The organism is Massilia pseudoviolaceinigra (assembly GCF_030846505.1).
In the GTDB taxonomy this organism is placed as follows: Bacteria; Pseudomonadota; Gammaproteobacteria; order Burkholderiales; family Burkholderiaceae_D; genus Telluria_A; species Telluria_A violaceinigra.
Genome location: NZ_JAVCWL010000048.1, coordinates 33876 through 47956 on the forward strand (window position 1 = coordinate 33876; position 14081 = coordinate 47956).

General features: G+C 64.3%; 14 protein-coding genes and 1 riboswitch. Of the genes, 2 read left to right on the forward strand and 12 right to left on the reverse strand.

The genetic code is table 11. The features are described 5' to 3' along the window. Positions 1–37 precede the first annotated feature (37 nt). On the reverse strand, positions 38–1159 hold the full coding sequence (gene hppD / locus RBA40_RS30930; protein WP_099873716.1) for a 4-hydroxyphenylpyruvate dioxygenase: 1122 nt from the start codon (positions 1157–1159) through the stop codon (positions 38–40). A 125-nt stretch (positions 1160–1284) separates the two neighbouring features. Here hppD and RBA40_RS30935 point away from each other — a divergent pair, with 125 nt between their 5' ends. Beyond that, a complete protein-coding gene (locus tag RBA40_RS30935) occupies positions 1285–1794 on the forward strand; it encodes an Lrp/AsnC family transcriptional regulator (RefSeq protein ID WP_099873715.1) in 510 nt (169 codons plus the stop codon). A gap of 7 nt (positions 1795–1801) precedes the next feature. Here RBA40_RS30935 and RBA40_RS30940 read toward each other — a convergent pair whose 3' ends face one another. The 7 genes from RBA40_RS30940 to RBA40_RS30970 form a co-directional block, all read right to left on the reverse strand. After that, positions 1802–2464, reverse strand: coding sequence for a GNAT family N-acetyltransferase (locus tag RBA40_RS30940; protein ID WP_374710570.1), 663 nt, complete (start codon positions 2462–2464; stop codon positions 1802–1804). A 174-nt stretch (positions 2465–2638) separates the two neighbouring features. Next, positions 2639–4165 (reverse strand): DAHL domain-containing protein, encoded by a 1527-nt coding sequence (locus RBA40_RS30945; protein ID WP_306652521.1) that lies wholly within the window; start codon positions 4163–4165, stop codon positions 2639–2641. Then, complete coding sequence (locus RBA40_RS30950; RefSeq protein WP_306652522.1) at positions 4162–5145, reverse strand: cytochrome-c peroxidase; 984 nt, start codon at positions 5143–5145, stop codon at positions 4162–4164. Before RBA40_RS30950 ends, RBA40_RS30945 begins: the two co-directional genes overlap by 4 nt. 31 nt (positions 5146–5176) lie before the next feature. After that, entirely contained in the window at positions 5177–6460 is a 1284-nt protein-coding gene (locus RBA40_RS30955; RefSeq protein WP_306652523.1) for a multifunctional CCA addition/repair protein, read from the reverse strand. Positions 6461–6488: 28 nt separating this feature from the next. Further along, positions 6489–7211 (reverse strand): glutathione S-transferase family protein, encoded by a 723-nt coding sequence (locus tag RBA40_RS30960; protein ID WP_306652525.1) that lies wholly within the window; start codon positions 7209–7211, stop codon positions 6489–6491. A 52-nt stretch (positions 7212–7263) separates the two neighbouring features. Continuing rightward, entirely contained in the window at positions 7264–8226 is a 963-nt protein-coding gene (locus RBA40_RS30965) for a complex I NDUFA9 subunit family protein (protein ID WP_306652526.1), read from the reverse strand. 38 nt (positions 8227–8264) lie between these two features. After that, positions 8265–10208 (reverse strand): lytic transglycosylase domain-containing protein, encoded by a 1944-nt coding sequence (locus tag RBA40_RS30970; protein WP_306652528.1) that lies wholly within the window; start codon positions 10206–10208, stop codon positions 8265–8267. 36 nt (positions 10209–10244) lie between these two features. On the opposite strand from RBA40_RS30970, the gene RBA40_RS30975 reads away from it, so the two are divergent. Then, positions 10245–10871, forward strand: coding sequence for a 5-formyltetrahydrofolate cyclo-ligase (locus tag RBA40_RS30975; RefSeq protein WP_306652529.1), 627 nt, complete (start codon positions 10245–10247; stop codon positions 10869–10871). A gap of 78 nt (positions 10872–10949) precedes the next feature. Here the strand turns inward: RBA40_RS30975 and metF are convergent, their stop codons facing one another. The 4 genes from metF to RBA40_RS30995 form a co-directional block, all read right to left on the reverse strand. Further along, the gene (metF, locus tag RBA40_RS30980) at positions 10950–11786 is read right to left on the reverse strand and encodes a methylenetetrahydrofolate reductase [NAD(P)H] (protein WP_306652531.1); all 837 of its coding nucleotides are present in this window, start codon (positions 11784–11786) and stop codon (positions 10950–10952) included. Beyond that, positions 11773–12126: a phage holin family protein gene (locus RBA40_RS30985; RefSeq protein WP_099873704.1), complete on the reverse strand. Its 354-nt coding sequence runs from the start codon at positions 12124–12126 to the stop codon at positions 11773–11775. Before RBA40_RS30985 ends, metF begins: the two co-directional genes overlap by 14 nt. Before the next feature lie 84 nt (positions 12127–12210). Next, positions 12211–13635 carry an adenosylhomocysteinase gene (gene ahcY / locus RBA40_RS30990; RefSeq protein WP_306652533.1) on the reverse strand — a complete coding sequence of 475 codons (1425 nt, stop codon included), beginning with the start codon at positions 13633–13635 and terminating at the stop codon, positions 12211–12213. A gap of 26 nt (positions 13636–13661) precedes the next feature. Next, a riboswitch (S-adenosyl-L-homocysteine riboswitch) is annotated at positions 13662–13735 on the reverse strand. A gap of 150 nt (positions 13736–13885) precedes the next feature. Beyond that, positions 13886–14081, reverse strand: a 196-nt coding sequence (locus RBA40_RS30995; RefSeq protein ID WP_306652535.1) for a hypothetical protein, incomplete at its 5' end; no start/stop codon positions are given.

Here is a 14081-nt window from a genome sequence, read left to right on the forward strand (position 1 = left end):
TTGTCTCCGTATGTTCTTGTGCGTCGCTGCGCCGGGCTTAAGCCGCGGTCGTGTCCTGCAGCACGCCGCGCTTGATCTGGTCGAGTTCAATCGACTCGAACAGCGCGCGGAAATTGCCTTCGCCGAAACCCTGGTCGCCCTTGCGCTGGATGATCTCGAAGAAGATCGGGCCGATCACCGTCTGCGTGAAAATCTGCAGCAGCAGTTCGCGCTCGGTCTCGTTGCTGTGGCCATCGATCAAAATGCGCAGGCGGCGCAGTTCCTCGAGGTTCTCGCCGTGGCCCGGCAGGCGGCGGTTGATCAGCTCATAGTAGGTTTCGATCGTGTCCTGGAACACGATGCCGCTGTTGCGCATGCCCTGGACCGAGGTATAGATATGGTCGGTGCCGAGCGCGATGTGCTGGATGCCTTCGCCGTGGTACTGGTCGAGGTATTCGGCGATCTGCGATTTGTCGTCCGAGGATTCATTGATCGGAATGCGGATCTTGCCGCACGGGGAAGTCATGGCTTTCGACTTCAGGCCCGTCAATTTGCCTTCGATGTCGAAGTAGCGCACTTCGCGGAAGTTGAACAGGTTCTCGTAGAACTCGGCCCATTCCTTCATGCGGCCGCGGTGCACGTTGTGGGTCAGGTGGTCGATATAGGTCAGGCCGTTGCCGATCGGGTTGGCGATGGCGCCCGGGATAGCCACGAAGTCGACGTCATAGATGCTGATGTCGCCGATGGTGCCTGGCGCCGAACCGGCGTTGGCGCCCTTGCCGCGCCAGCGGTCGACGAAATACAGGAGCGAATCGCCCACGCCCTTGATGGCGGGGATGTTCAGTTCCATCGGGCCGGTCTTGTTGTCGAAACCCCAGGCGCCCAGTTCGAGCGCGCGGCGGTAGGCCATGGCGGCGTCGTCGACGCGGATCGCGATGGCGCACACGGACGGGCCGTGGGTGCGCGCGAAGCGCTGCGCGAACGAGTCTTTTTCGGCGTTGATGATGAAGTTGATGTCGCCCTGGCGGTACAAGGTCACGTCCTTGTGGCGGTGGCGCGCGATGGCGGTGAAGCCCATCTGCTCGAACAGGGCGCCGAGCGCTTTCGGATCGGGCGCGGCGTACTCCACGAACTCGAATCCATCGGTCCCCATCGGGTTTTCCCAAGGCGTAAATTGCATGACAGTCTCCTATTTTAATAGGGCACAGTATAGTCCTGCGACACCAGCATTAAATTTCAAACACTGCCCCACGCACGACGATTTGAGCAATAATATTGCGTTGGAATGTGGCTTTCGGAGAAAATATGCCAAAAATTGTGCTCGATAAAACAGATCGGAAGATTCTGGCGATTCTGCAGGCGGATGGGCGCCTGTCGAACCAGGACGTGGCCGACCGGGTCAGCCTGTCGCCGTCGCCCTGCCTGCGCCGTATCAAGCGGCTGGAAGAAGCGGGCGTGATCCGCCAGTACGTGGCGCTGCTCGACCCGGCCCAGATCGGCCTCGGTTTGCTGGCGTATGTGAACGTGCGCCTGGAAAAGCACAGCGAGGCGTCCAGCAACGCGGCCGGGGCGCGCCGCGCCACCAGTTCGCCCCATGCGGACTTTGCGCTGTCGGTCGAGCACTGGCCGGAAGTGGTGGCCTGCTATGCGATGACGGGGGAAATGGATTACCTGCTGCGCGTGCACGTGGAAGACATGGACCACTTCTCGCGCTTCATGATGCAGACCCTGCTCAGCCACCCGGCGGTGGCCGACGTGAAGTCGAGCTTCGCGCTGCAGCGGATCAAGGATACGACCGCGCTGCCGCTGGTGTAAGGCCGGCCTACTTCTTCGGCACGAAAAACTTGACGGCGGCGCGGGTGTTGGCCTTGAGGGTGTAGTCGATGGTGGCAAACTGCTCGTCGATGGCTTCCCTGAGCATGCTGGCCGGGTCGGGCGGCAGCAGGCGCAGGTAGGCGTCCGCTTCGCCGTAATCGCGCTGGATTTCCATGCCGGCCTTTTTCGCGATGTGCATCATGGTCTGGTTGGACGAGAGGCAGTGCATATACAAAGTGTCGACATCGAGGTTGCGGCAGCGGATGGCGGCGCGCTCGAACAGCCTGGAGCCGATACCCAGTCCGCGCGCCGACGCCGACACCGACACGCCGAATTCGGCCACGATGTCCTTGGTGGTGCTGCTCAGCGCGTGGGTCGAGGCTTCCCTGGGCCCGAACGCCAGGTGGCCGACGGCGACCAGCTTGAAGACCGGGTTATAGACGCCGTAGACGGTGTCGCGGGAAAAGTCGATCTTGGCGACGTAGGCTTCCACCAGCTCGTCGGGCAGCCTGGTGCCGAAACGAAGTAAGCGGTCACTGTCGTCGAGCGCGAGGAAATGCTTGAGCACACGGCGGCGATCGCGTTCGTGGAGCTGCTTGACCATCACCTTGCGCCGCGTTTTGCTGCTCTTGCGATCGCCGAGCCAGCTGCTGAATGGGTTTGTGAACATGATTGCGGCCGTTATCCGTTACCTCGATTGTGCAGTGCACCAATTTGCTCATTGTAGCGCATCAAGCCACGCTAACCTCAAAACCGTCGTTCCTGGCATTGCCAGAAACGAGTTCCCGCGCCAAGGCGGCACTCTGCGGGAAGTCGGTTCCGGCAATGCCGGAGACGACGAGGGCTAGGCCATCGTAGCGGCAGCTGGCGCCTCATTCCACTGCGCCTGCGGACTGAATGAAATCCCGTTCTTGCCGCCCTGCTTGGCCTGGTACATGGCCTGGTCGGCATCGGCCAGCAGCGCCGGCGCGCCGCGCATGAAGCCTTCCTTGCCCTTGGCGCTGGCCACGCCAATGCTGGCCGAAATGCGCACCGGACAGCCGCCCGCGTCGGTGATCGAGCGGATCGCTTCGAGGGTCTGCTGCGCCACCCGCAGGGCGCCGTCGCGGCCACTGACCTCTTCCAGCAAGATCACGAATTCGTCTCCGCCCAGGCGCGCCAGCGCGTCTTCCTTGCGCAGCTTCTCCTGCACCCGCCTGGCCACTTCGCACAGCACCAGGTCCCCGGTCGCGTGTCCGTAGGTGTCGTTGACCGCCTTGAAGCCATCGAGGTCGATGAACATGGCCACCACCACGTCGCCGCGCCGGCCGGCGCGCACCAGCGCGTGCGCCAGCAGGCGCGTGAGCTCCCCGTAATTGATCAGGCCCGTCAGACTGTCATGCTGGGCCAATTGCTTCAGGCGTTCCGACTGCGCTTCCAGCGCCGCCGTGCGCTCGGCCACGCGATGCTCAAGCGTCTCGTTCGCGGCCTGCAAACTGCGATTGACCTCGCCGATGATGCTGTAGCTGCGCAGCAGGCGCCGCGCCACGTACATCAACAGCAGCAGCAGCAAGCCCGAATAGGCGAACAAATAAGTCCGGTAGCGCTGCTTTTCGATCAGCACCTGGTCGAACGAGGTGTCGAACAGGTTGCCCAGATTTTCCATCGCTTCGGCCGTGCGGCTGTTCGCGATATGCATTTCGAGTTCGTTTTCCTTCTGGCGGTAGCGCAGGATGGCGTGCGCGTGGCGACCCAGTTCGTCGATGGTGTCGCTCACGCTGTCCGAAAAATCGCCGCGCAGCGGCTGCATCGAGGCGATCGTGCGTTCGATCTGCGCCGCCAGCGCCGGCGACGGCGCCAGGTTATAGCGCAGGATGTCGCTCAGGAGGTTATTGAGGGCGCTGTCGAGCGCCAACACCGTGCGCGCCTGCACGATCGCGCCTTCGATGCCATTCAGCTCGGTCTTCAGATCGGTGATCGCGGGCGGAAAAAAGATCAGCGAATTGCGCAGGATCGCGTTCTGGGTCTTGAACTGCTCGACCAGTTCTTCCTTCTTTACCAGCGCGCGCTTGACCTGCTCAAGCGCATCCTCCGCCTTGGGATTGCCGGTCATGGGCAGCGCGCCGGCCAGGCGCAGCTGCAGTTCGCGCATGCGCGGCAGCGGCGCCGACAGCGGATCGTAATTGGTGTTCAAGCCGATGTGCGAGCGCAGGATGTTGACGTTCCACTCCGAATCGAGCTTTTCGAGCTCGCGCAGGTTGAGCATGACCCGGTTCTGCGCTTCGATGTCGACGGCCTGGGTGCGTTTGAACAGCACGCCGAGCACCACCATCAGCCCGATCAGCAGCAGCAGCGCGACGACCCGGCGCCAGGTGCCCAGGGCGCCGCTCACGGCGTCACTCCCGGCGCCACTGCCGGCACCAGCTTCTCGCCGCTCAGGGTGTGCAGGAAGCGCACGATCAGTTCCTTGTCCTGCTGCGAGGCGGTGCGTCCCAGCTGGTATTTGAACATCAGCTCCACCGCCTGATCGAGCGTGCTGACCGAGCCGTCATGGAAGTACGGCGCCGTCAGCGCGACATTGCGCAGGCCCGGCACACGGAACACGTGGCGGTCGACGTTGCGCTTGGTGTCCTGATAGCGGCCCAGGTCCGCGCCGCTCGTTTCCAGCCCCGGCATCTCGCGCATGGCGCCCATTTTCTGGAACAGATTACCGCCCACGTTGATGCCCTGGTGGCAAGCCGCGCAGCCAAAGCTCTTGAAGCGCAGGTAGCCGCGTTCTTCCTCGGCCGTGATGGCGCCGGCCTCGCCGCGCAGGTAGCGGTCGAAGCGTGACGGCGTCACCAGCGAGCGAAGAAACTGGTCGAGCGCGTCGCGCACGTAGGCCGGGCGCAGGGCGTCGCCGTAGACTTCCATGAACTGGGCCGACAGCGCCTCGTCCTTGGCCAAGCGCTCGGCCATCAGGTCCCAGCTGTCGGCAAACGCCTTGGGCTTGATGATAACGTGGTCGAGCAGTTGATCGACGCCGCTGTAGCGCCCCGTCCAGGTCTGGCGGAAATTGAAACTGCTGTTGTAGACAGTGGGGGTGTTGAAAAGCGCCGGTTTGCCGTCCGGCCCGGTGGAAATCGCCTTGCCGTCGGTGCCGCCGCGGCGCAACTGGTGGCAGGTGGCGCAGCTGTGCGTGCTGTCGCGCGAAAAACGCAGGTCCTGGAACAAGCGCGCGCCCAGCGCGATGCGCGCGGGATCGCCCACCGCCTTCATGGGCAGCGGACGGATTGGCTCATTGACCAGCGCCTGGGCCGCAGCGACGCCTGCCCAGCAGAAGGCGAGCGCGGCAAGGCCCCGACCCAGTGACCGGCGCAAGGTGGACAGCATCCCGTTTCTCCGTGTCAATGCCAATATCGGATCAAAGAATAGCAGGATTCGCACCAAGCCTGTCGTCCGCCTGACCGGGATCGTCGCCGAGGCGCAGCGCCGCCTTGACCGCCGAGACACGCGCCGTATGCACTGCGTGGGGAATTTGCTGCTTGTTCTCGCCGCAGCGCAGCGCCACTTCACCGGCGTTGATCGAGCGCGCGGCGGCCAGGGCGCCGAGCAGGTACGGGCCTTGCGGATACGGCCGGGTGCGGAAATCGTCGCCCTCGCCGCCGCGCCCGCGCGCGTCGCATTCGGCGGCCAGCAGCATCTGTTCGAAACGCACCGGCTTGCGGAAGGCGTCGCAGCGCTCGAACAGGGTGACCAGGGTATTGGCGCGCAGTTCCCGGGCGCGGCTGACGTTACCGTGCTCGCGCGCGGTCATGACGGCCAGGTCGCGGCACTCGCTTGGCACCTTCAGGCGCGCGCAGACGGCGTCGATCAGCGCCAGGCCGAGCTGCTCGTGGCCGTGGTGGCGCGGCCAGTGCTCGGCCGGCGTGGTGCCCTTGCCCAGGTCGTGCATCAGGGCCGCAAAACGCACCGGCAAATCGAACCTGCGTTCGGCCGCGTAGTCGATCACCAGCATTATGTGGGCGCCGGTATCGATTTCGGGGTGGTGCAGCGGCGGCTGCGGCACGCCCCACAGGGCGTCCAGTTCCGGCATGATGCGCGCCAGCGCGCCGCACGCGCGCAGCACGGCCAGCATGCGCGACGGTTTTTGCTCCATCAGGCCGCGCGCCACTTCCTGCCAGACCCGCTCGGCCACCAGCGCATCGACTTCGCCCGCCGCCACCATGCTGCGCATCAGCGCCAGCGTTTCGGGCGCCACCGTAAAGTCGGGAAAGCGCGCGGCAAAGCGCGCCAGGCGCAGGATGCGCACCGGGTCTTCGGCAAAGGCATCGGAGACGTGGCGGAAGATTTTCGCTTCCAGGTCGCGCTGGCCTCCGAACGGATCGGTGATGCCGCCGTCGGCGTCGCGCGCGATGGCGTTGATGGTCAGGTCGCGCCGCACCAGGTCTTCTTCGAGCGTGACGTCGGGCGAGGTGTGGAGCACGAAGCCGCGGTAGCCGGGCGCGGTCTTGCGCTCGGTGCGGGCGAGCGCGTACTCTTCCTGCGTCGCGGGATGCAGGAAGACGGGGAAGTCCTTGCCGACCGGGCGAAAGCCTTCGGCCAGCATGTCTTCGGGCGTGGCGCCGACCACGATCCAGTCGCGGTCCTGCACCGGCAGGCCCAGTAGGCCGTCGCGCACGGCGCCGCCAACGATGTATGTTTTCATGCTGAAGATGGTGTTGACTGAAACGCTATTATGGCTTGCCGCGGATTTCTTCGTCGTGGTGGGAGGCGATTTCGGTTTCGGCCAGCGCTTCGCGCACCCAGCGCGCCACGGCCGGGTGGGCCTGGACACGCTCGCAGTACGCTTGCAGGGCCGGCGCCAGCGCCACGCCGTAAATCTTAAAGCGCATCACCACCGGCGCGAAAAACGCGTCGGCGATCGAAAAGTCGCCGAACAAAAACTGGTGGTGGCCGAAACGCGACAGGCACTCTTCCCAGATCTCGCTGATGCGGCCGATGTCGCCCTGCGCGCCCGGGGTGCGCCCGCGTCCCGGAAGGCTCATGCGGATATTCATCGACATGGCGCTGCGCAGGTCGGCAAAGCCGCTATGCATTTCGGCAGTGACCGAGCGCGCCATCGCGCGCGCCGCCACGTCCCGCGGCCACATGTGCTTTTCCGGGAACTGCTCGGCCAGATACTCGCAGATCGACAGGCTGTCCCAGATCGTCATCTCGCCGGCAACGAGCACCGGCACCCGCCCGGCGCCCGAATACTCGGCGATGCGCGCCGACGTGTCGGGCTGGTCGAGCAGCACCCGCACTTCGTTGAACGGAACGCCGAAGGCGGTGGCCGCCACCCACGGGCGCATCGACCAGGACGAATAATTCTTGTTGCCGATGATGAGCGTCAGGCCGGCCTTGCGGGCGTCGTCCAGGGTCTGCGAGAGGGTCGGATCGAGTTCGGTGGTTTGCATTGTTACGGTCCCGGAGAAAAATAAAAAATAAGCGCCCGGCGCGAGCGCCTCGTCAGCGTCCCGCGCGTGCGCGGTAATCGTCGAAGCGCTCGTGCGGCGCCAGGTAGCGCGGCGCCACCGCTTCCAGCGAGCGCAGTTGCAGGCCGAGGGCGGCGGTGGTGGTGGCCTGGATGGCCGGATCGACCACGTTATCGACCTTCATCGAATCGAGGTTGTCGCGGCTGATGACCGGGTCGCCCGGCAGCAGCTCGAACAGCAAGGCTTGAAGACGCGCCAGCCCATCGGGAATGCCGAACACCGGGCGCCGGTGGCCTGCGTAGCGGCCGGCCAGGCGCACCAGTTCGGCCAGCGAATAGATTTGCGGCCCGCCCAGGGAGTACACCTGGTGGCGCGTTTTCAGCTCGCCCAGCGCGTGATTGATAGCGTCGGCCACGTCGCCCACGTAGATCGGCTGGAAGTCGCTGGCGGCGCCGGCCAGCGGAATGAACGGCAGCCACTTCTGCATGCGCGCGAAGGTGTTCAGAAAGCTGTCGCCCGGGCCGAACACCACCGACGGGCGGAAGATCGTGGCCGCCACCGACGCTTCGGCGCGCGCGGCCACTTCGCCGTCGGCCTTGGAGCGCTGGTACATGGACGGGCCGTCGGCGGCCGCGCCCAGGGCGCTCATATGCAGGTAGCGCGTCACGCCCGTGGCGGCGCACGCGGCGACGATACGGCGCGGCAGTTCGACGTGGGCGCGCTTGAAGTCAAGCCCGTACGGCTGGCCGCGGCGCGAATGCAGCACGCCCACCAGGTTGATGGCGGCGTCGGCACCGGCCAGCAGGCGGCGCAGGGTGGCGTCGTCGCCGACATTGGCGCCGACCACGTCCACGCGCGGCAAAAAGATCAGGTGCCGGGCGCGTTCGGCGCGCCGGGCCGGCACGATCACACGCGCGCCTTCCTGCGACAGGCGCGCCACCAGGTGGCTGCCGATGAAGCCGGAACCGCCGAACACCACTACAGTCATGTCTTTCATCGTGCACGCTCCTCAATGATGGCGCCGCGGCCGGCGCATCAGGGCAGGTCGTTGCCCTGGGCGCGCGGTGAAACCTTGCCAAGGCGCGCCTTGAGCGACTGCGGCTTGTTCTCGAACAGCGCGGCATAGTTGGTCGCGTTGGACATCACATTCTTCACATAGATCCGGGTTTCCATGTACGGGATCGACTCGGCGAAGATGGCCCCTTCCATCGGTTCGTCGAGCTTGGAGCGCCAGTTGCGCATGCGTCCCGGTCCGGCGTTGTAGGCGGCCGTGGCCAGGGTCTGCGAGCCGTCGGCATTGCCCAGCACCATGCTCATGTAGTTCGCGCCGAGCAGGATGTTGGTGCGCACGTCGGTCAGCTTGTTCTTGACGTAGTCGCCCAGGCCGATCTTGCGCGCCACGTAGGTGCCGGTGGTGGGCATGACCTGCATCAGGCCGGAGGCGCCCACGGTCGAGCGCGCATCCATGATGAAGCGCGATTCCTGGCGGATCAGGCCATACACCCAGGCCCGGTCCAGGCCGAGCTGCTGCGCGGTCGGGTGCAGGATGTCGTTGTGCGGCGTCGGGAAGCGCTGGGTATAGTCGAACTGGGTGCGGGTGCGGTCCGACGTATTGACCATGCGGTCGAGAATCTGGTTCACGCGCGCGAATTCGGCAGCGGCCAGCAGCTCGCGTTCGCTGAACTTGCGCAGTTCCCAGTTCCACTCGCGCGTGCCTTCGGGACGCAGGCGCAGGCTGAAGAACTTGAGTGCGCGGCGCAGGCCCGGGTTGCTGGCCATGGGCGCCATTTCCTCGGGCGTGAGGGCGGGACCGGGAGGCGGGATCGAAATGAGCTGGCCCAGTTCTTCCAGCGCCAGCTGGCCGTAGAAACTGTTCTGGTCGGCGATGCGCTGGTACAGCGCGACGGCAGCTTCGTGCGCGCCGTGTTCGGCCTGCAGCGCGCGCCCCAGCCAGTAGGTCCACCCGGGTTGGGCGCGCAGCGGGGCCGGCATCGATTCGATGGTGGCCTTGACGGTTTTCCAGTCGGCGCGGCGCAGGGCGATGCGGGTTTTCCACTGAATCTGTTCGGCCGTGAGCGGCGCCCCGGCGCTCTTGCGCCAGTAGTCGTAGGCTTCGGGAGCGAGCGTGAGGGAGGCGGCGTGCGCAATGCCGGCCCAGCCGATGGCTTGCTCCTGGGGCGACAGGTTGGGCGCATTCTTTTCCAGGGCGACCACGGCCAGCTTCTGGGTGGTGCGCGCCATGCGGCTCACCGCCATCAGATAGACTTCGTGGTCGGCGCGCGTGGCGCCGATGCCGCGCGCCATGGCCAGCGCCGGCAGGTCGACCGCTTGCGAGGCGTGCAGTTCGGACACGCCGAGCAGCGCGCCGATGCGGCGCGCCGGGCCGGTGGCCTTGAACTCGCCCGCCAGGCGCAGCTGGGCCAGCAGGTCGTTGGCATCGAACTGGCCGGACTGGGCCAGGGTGGAAATGAGGGCGCCGCACGCGTCGCCGTAGCCGGGCGGATTGGTCAGCAGCGCCCGGGCGTCGTCCGCCACTTTTTCGCCGCGCGCCACGCGCGACATGAGGGCGTAGCACTTGACCTGGGTATCGTCGTTGAGCACGAACAGGGGCAGTTGCTGGTCGAAATTGGCCCAGTCGCGCGCGCGGCCCAGTTCCAGCAGCCAGTCGTTGCGCAGGCGGTCGGCGATGGCCAGGCCCTGGTAGCGGGTGAGGAAATTGCGGAATTCGTCGCTCGATGCGACCCGCATCCGGGTTTTGAGCCGATAATAATCGACATACGACGGGATCGGATAATTCTGCAGGCGCGAGGCGTAGGCGTTGGCCTTGGCCGCGTCGTCCTGGCGCGCGGCCTCGCGCAGCAGCAGGAAGGTCTCGTCGTCGGCACTCGGGTCGTACGGGGGCGCTGGCGCCTGGGCATAGGCGGGAATCAGGCAGGCTCCGGCGACAATCGCGACGGCAAACAATTTCGGCAGAAACATTAGTATGCGACTCTCCATGGATACTTCATTTAACACATGACCGGCGAACCTAGAATACCATGCGGGCATGCCGCCCTGCCAGCATCGGCCAACTCACATGCTGCATTCGCACATGGGGCGGACAAGGCGGCGCTGCGTGCCATGCTGAAGGCGGCCCGGCGTGCGCTCGATCCCTTGCAAAAGGCGCAGCGCGATGCGGCGATCGCGGCGCGGGTGCTGGCGTGGTGGCAGGGTCGCATGGCCGGCGGCGCGGCCGCGGTGCTGGGGGTGTACTGGCCGCTGCGGGGCGAACCCGATCTGCAGCCAGTCTACGCCGAACTGGCAGGCGCGGGCGTGCGGCTGGCGCTGCCGCTGGTGGTGGCGCCCGACACCGCGCTGGCGTTCGTGGAGTGGGTTCCGGGCGAGGACATGCTGAGCGACAGGATGGGGGTGGCGGTACCGGCGGCGCAGCGGGTGCTGGACCGGCCGCCGGTGCTGCTGGTGCCCTGCCTGGGGTTTACCGCCGAGCGCTACCGGCTGGGATATGGCGGGGGGTACTACGACCGGACCCTGGAGGCGCTGCCGCGGCCGTACACGGTAGGAATTGCGTATGCGGGGGATCAGGTGGAGTTTGCCGGCGCGCAGCATGATGTGGCGCTCGATGTGGTGATCACTGAACGGTGATTGCTATTTTTTACCACTAACATGCGCACTGTCGTTTCTGCCACTGGCAGAAACGACTCCCCGCACCAAGGCGACGCTTTATCGCGCGCCAGTCAAGCGCTCCCACAAGGCCGTCGTCGCCACCGCCTGGTTCATGCTGTAAAAATGCAAGCCCGGTGCGCCGCCGGCCAGCAAACGCTCGCACAACTGGCTCACCACATCGAGCCCGAACGCCTTGATCGAAGCACTGTCATCCCCGAAACTGGCCAGTTTCAAGCGCACCCAGCGCGGAATTTCCGCCCCGCACATGTCCGAAAACCGCATCAACTGCGTGTAATTGGTAATCGGCATGATGCCGGCCACCACCGGGATATCGATTCCCAGCTTGCGGGTCTGGTCCATGAACGCAAAATACGCGTCGGCGTTGTAAAAATACTGGGTGATCGCGGAATTCGCGCCGGCCTGCACCTTGCGCGCGAAATTTTGCAAATCATCCTGCGGCGACCTGGCCTGCGGATGCACCTCGGGATAAGCCGCCACTTCGATATGAAACCAGTCGCCCGTCTCTGCCCGGATGAACTCGATCAGCTCGCTGGCATAGCGCAGCTCGCCCGCGCCGCCGTAACCGCTCGGCAAGTCGCCGCGCAAGGCGACCAGACGCCGGATCCCGTGCGACTGGAATTGTTTCAAAATCGTGCGGATCGATTCGCGCGATGCGCCCACGCATGACAGGTGGGGTGCGGCATCGTGGCCCTCGCCGAGGATCTCGACGACCGTGTCGAGCGTGCCCTGCTGCGTGCTGCCGCCGGCGCCGAAGGTTACCGAGAAATATTTAGGTTGCAGCAGCGCCAGTTTGGCGCGCGCCACGCGTAGCTTGTCCGCCCCGTCAGGAGTCTTGGGCGGATAGAATTCAATGCTGAAGTCAGGAGTTGCCATCTTTTTTGAGGAGTAAGGTAGACAGCGCCCACGAAATGATGCTGTACAGGATGGCGGCAATAAAAGCCGACCAGAAGCCTGCCACTTGGAATCCACCGACCAGGTTCGCGACTGCCCAGAACAGCAGCGCATTGATCACGAGGATGAACAACCCCATGGATAGCAGGGTTACGGGCAGGGTCAGCAGCACCAGCACCGGACGGATCAGGGTATTGACCAGTCCGAGCACGAGCGCGGCAACCAGGGCCGTCCCCATGTTCGTGACTTCAACTGAACTCATCAGGAATGGCAGCGCGAATAGCGCCGCTGCGTTAATCAACCACGTCAAAAGTAAGCGCATAAGGGAAGCGAAAGTCCGATTGAGAAGAAATAGACAACATCAGGCACGCAAACCGGCGCGCGGGCCGCGCGCCGGTGCTACTGATTAATAGCGGTAGTGGTCAGGCTTGTAAGGGCCTTCCTTGCTGACGGTGATGTACGCCGCTTGCTCGTCGGTCAGCACGGTCAGTTGCGCGTTGAGCTTTTTGAGCTGCAGGCGCGCCACTTTCTCGTCCAGATGCTTGGGCAGCACGTACACGCCGACCGGGTACTTGTCGGTGTTGGCGAACAGTTCGATCTGGGCGATGGTCTGGTTCGCGAACGAGGAGCTCATCACGTACGACGGGTGACCGGTACCGCAACCGAGGTTGACCAGGCGGCCTTCCGCCAGCAGGATGATGCGCTTGCCGCTCGGGAAGATGATGTGATCGACCTGCGGCTTGATGTTATCCCACTCGTATTTCTTGATCGATGCGACATCGATTTCGTTATCGAAGTGGCCGATGTTGCAGACGATGGCCTGGTCCTTCATGGCCAGCATGTGCTGTTCGGTCAGGATATGGTAATTGCCGGTGCAGGTGACGAAGATATCGCCGTGTTCGGCGGCGTAATCCATGGTCACGACGCGGTAGCCTTCCATGGCCGCCTGCAGTGCGCAGATCGGATCGATTTCGGTGACCCACACCTGGGCCGACAGTGCGCGCATGGCCTGGGCCGAGCCCTTGCCCACGTCGCCGTAGCCGGCGATGACGGCTACTTTGCCGGCGATCATCACATCGGTGGCGCGCTTGATGCCATCGACCAGCGATTCGCGGCAACCGTACAGATTGTCGAACTTCGACTTGGTGACCGAATCGTTGACGTTAATTGCCGGGAAGGCCAGCTTGCCCTCCTTGTGCATCTGGTACAGGCGATGCACGCCGGTGGTGGTTTCCTCGGTCACGCCGAGGATCTGCGGCAAGCGCTTGGAGTACCAGGTGGCATCCTTGGCCAGATGCGCCTTGATCGAGTTGAACAGGCAGATTTCCTCTTCCGAACCCGGGTTGGCCAGCACCGACGGATCGGTTTCAGCGCGCGTGCCCAGGTGCAGCAGCAGGGTGGCATCGCCGCCATCGTCGAGGATCATGTTCGAGTACACCGGCTGGCCGGCTTCGCTTGGCCACTCGAAGATGCGGTGGGTGTAATCCCAGTATTCGTCCAGGGTTTCGCCCTTGACGGCGAACACCGGCGTGCCGGCGGCGGCGATGGCGGCGGCGGCGTGGTCCTGGGTCGAGTAGATGTTGCACGACGCCCAACGAACCTTGGCGCCGAGGGCTTCCAGGGTCTGGATCAGCACGGCGGTCTGGATGGTCATGTGCAGCGAACCGGTGATACGCGCGCCCTTGAGGGGCTGGGCCGCGGCGAATTCCTCGCGGATAGCCATCAGGCCCGGCATTTCGGTTTCAGCGATCTTGATTTCCTTGTTGCCCCAGGCAGCGAGGGAAATATCGGCGATGTGGAAGTCTTGCGAAGATTTGAGTACGGCGTTCATCACGCCCTCCTTTCAGTTAGAAAAAAGTAACGTGAGCGCGGTTGCGGTGGATTTCCGAGCCTGGCGAAATGGGAATTTCGTCGCAACGCTCCTCGGAACAGAGAAGTTTAGCCGCTAACGCCAAGTTGCGCCAGCCAAATTTCGCACGTGCGGCAAAAACGCCGCAGCACAAAAATCCCCACCAGTTCCCACGAGCGGCCTCCGACTTTCCTACAACCGGGGTCAGAGCTTTAATTAGAAATGTTTCAAGTCAGAGCTCTGACCCCGGTTGTGAAATCTTACGTGAGGCTAACGATGTTCCCTGGACGAATGGCAGAAATGGGATAGCGGCTGCGGTTTCACCGAAGTTGATAGCGATGTTGACGCATGAAACCAGACTAGCATTGCCGCGAAAGAAAATCTCGGCCAAACGGAAACCGGGGTCAGAGCTCTGACTCGAAATCTTT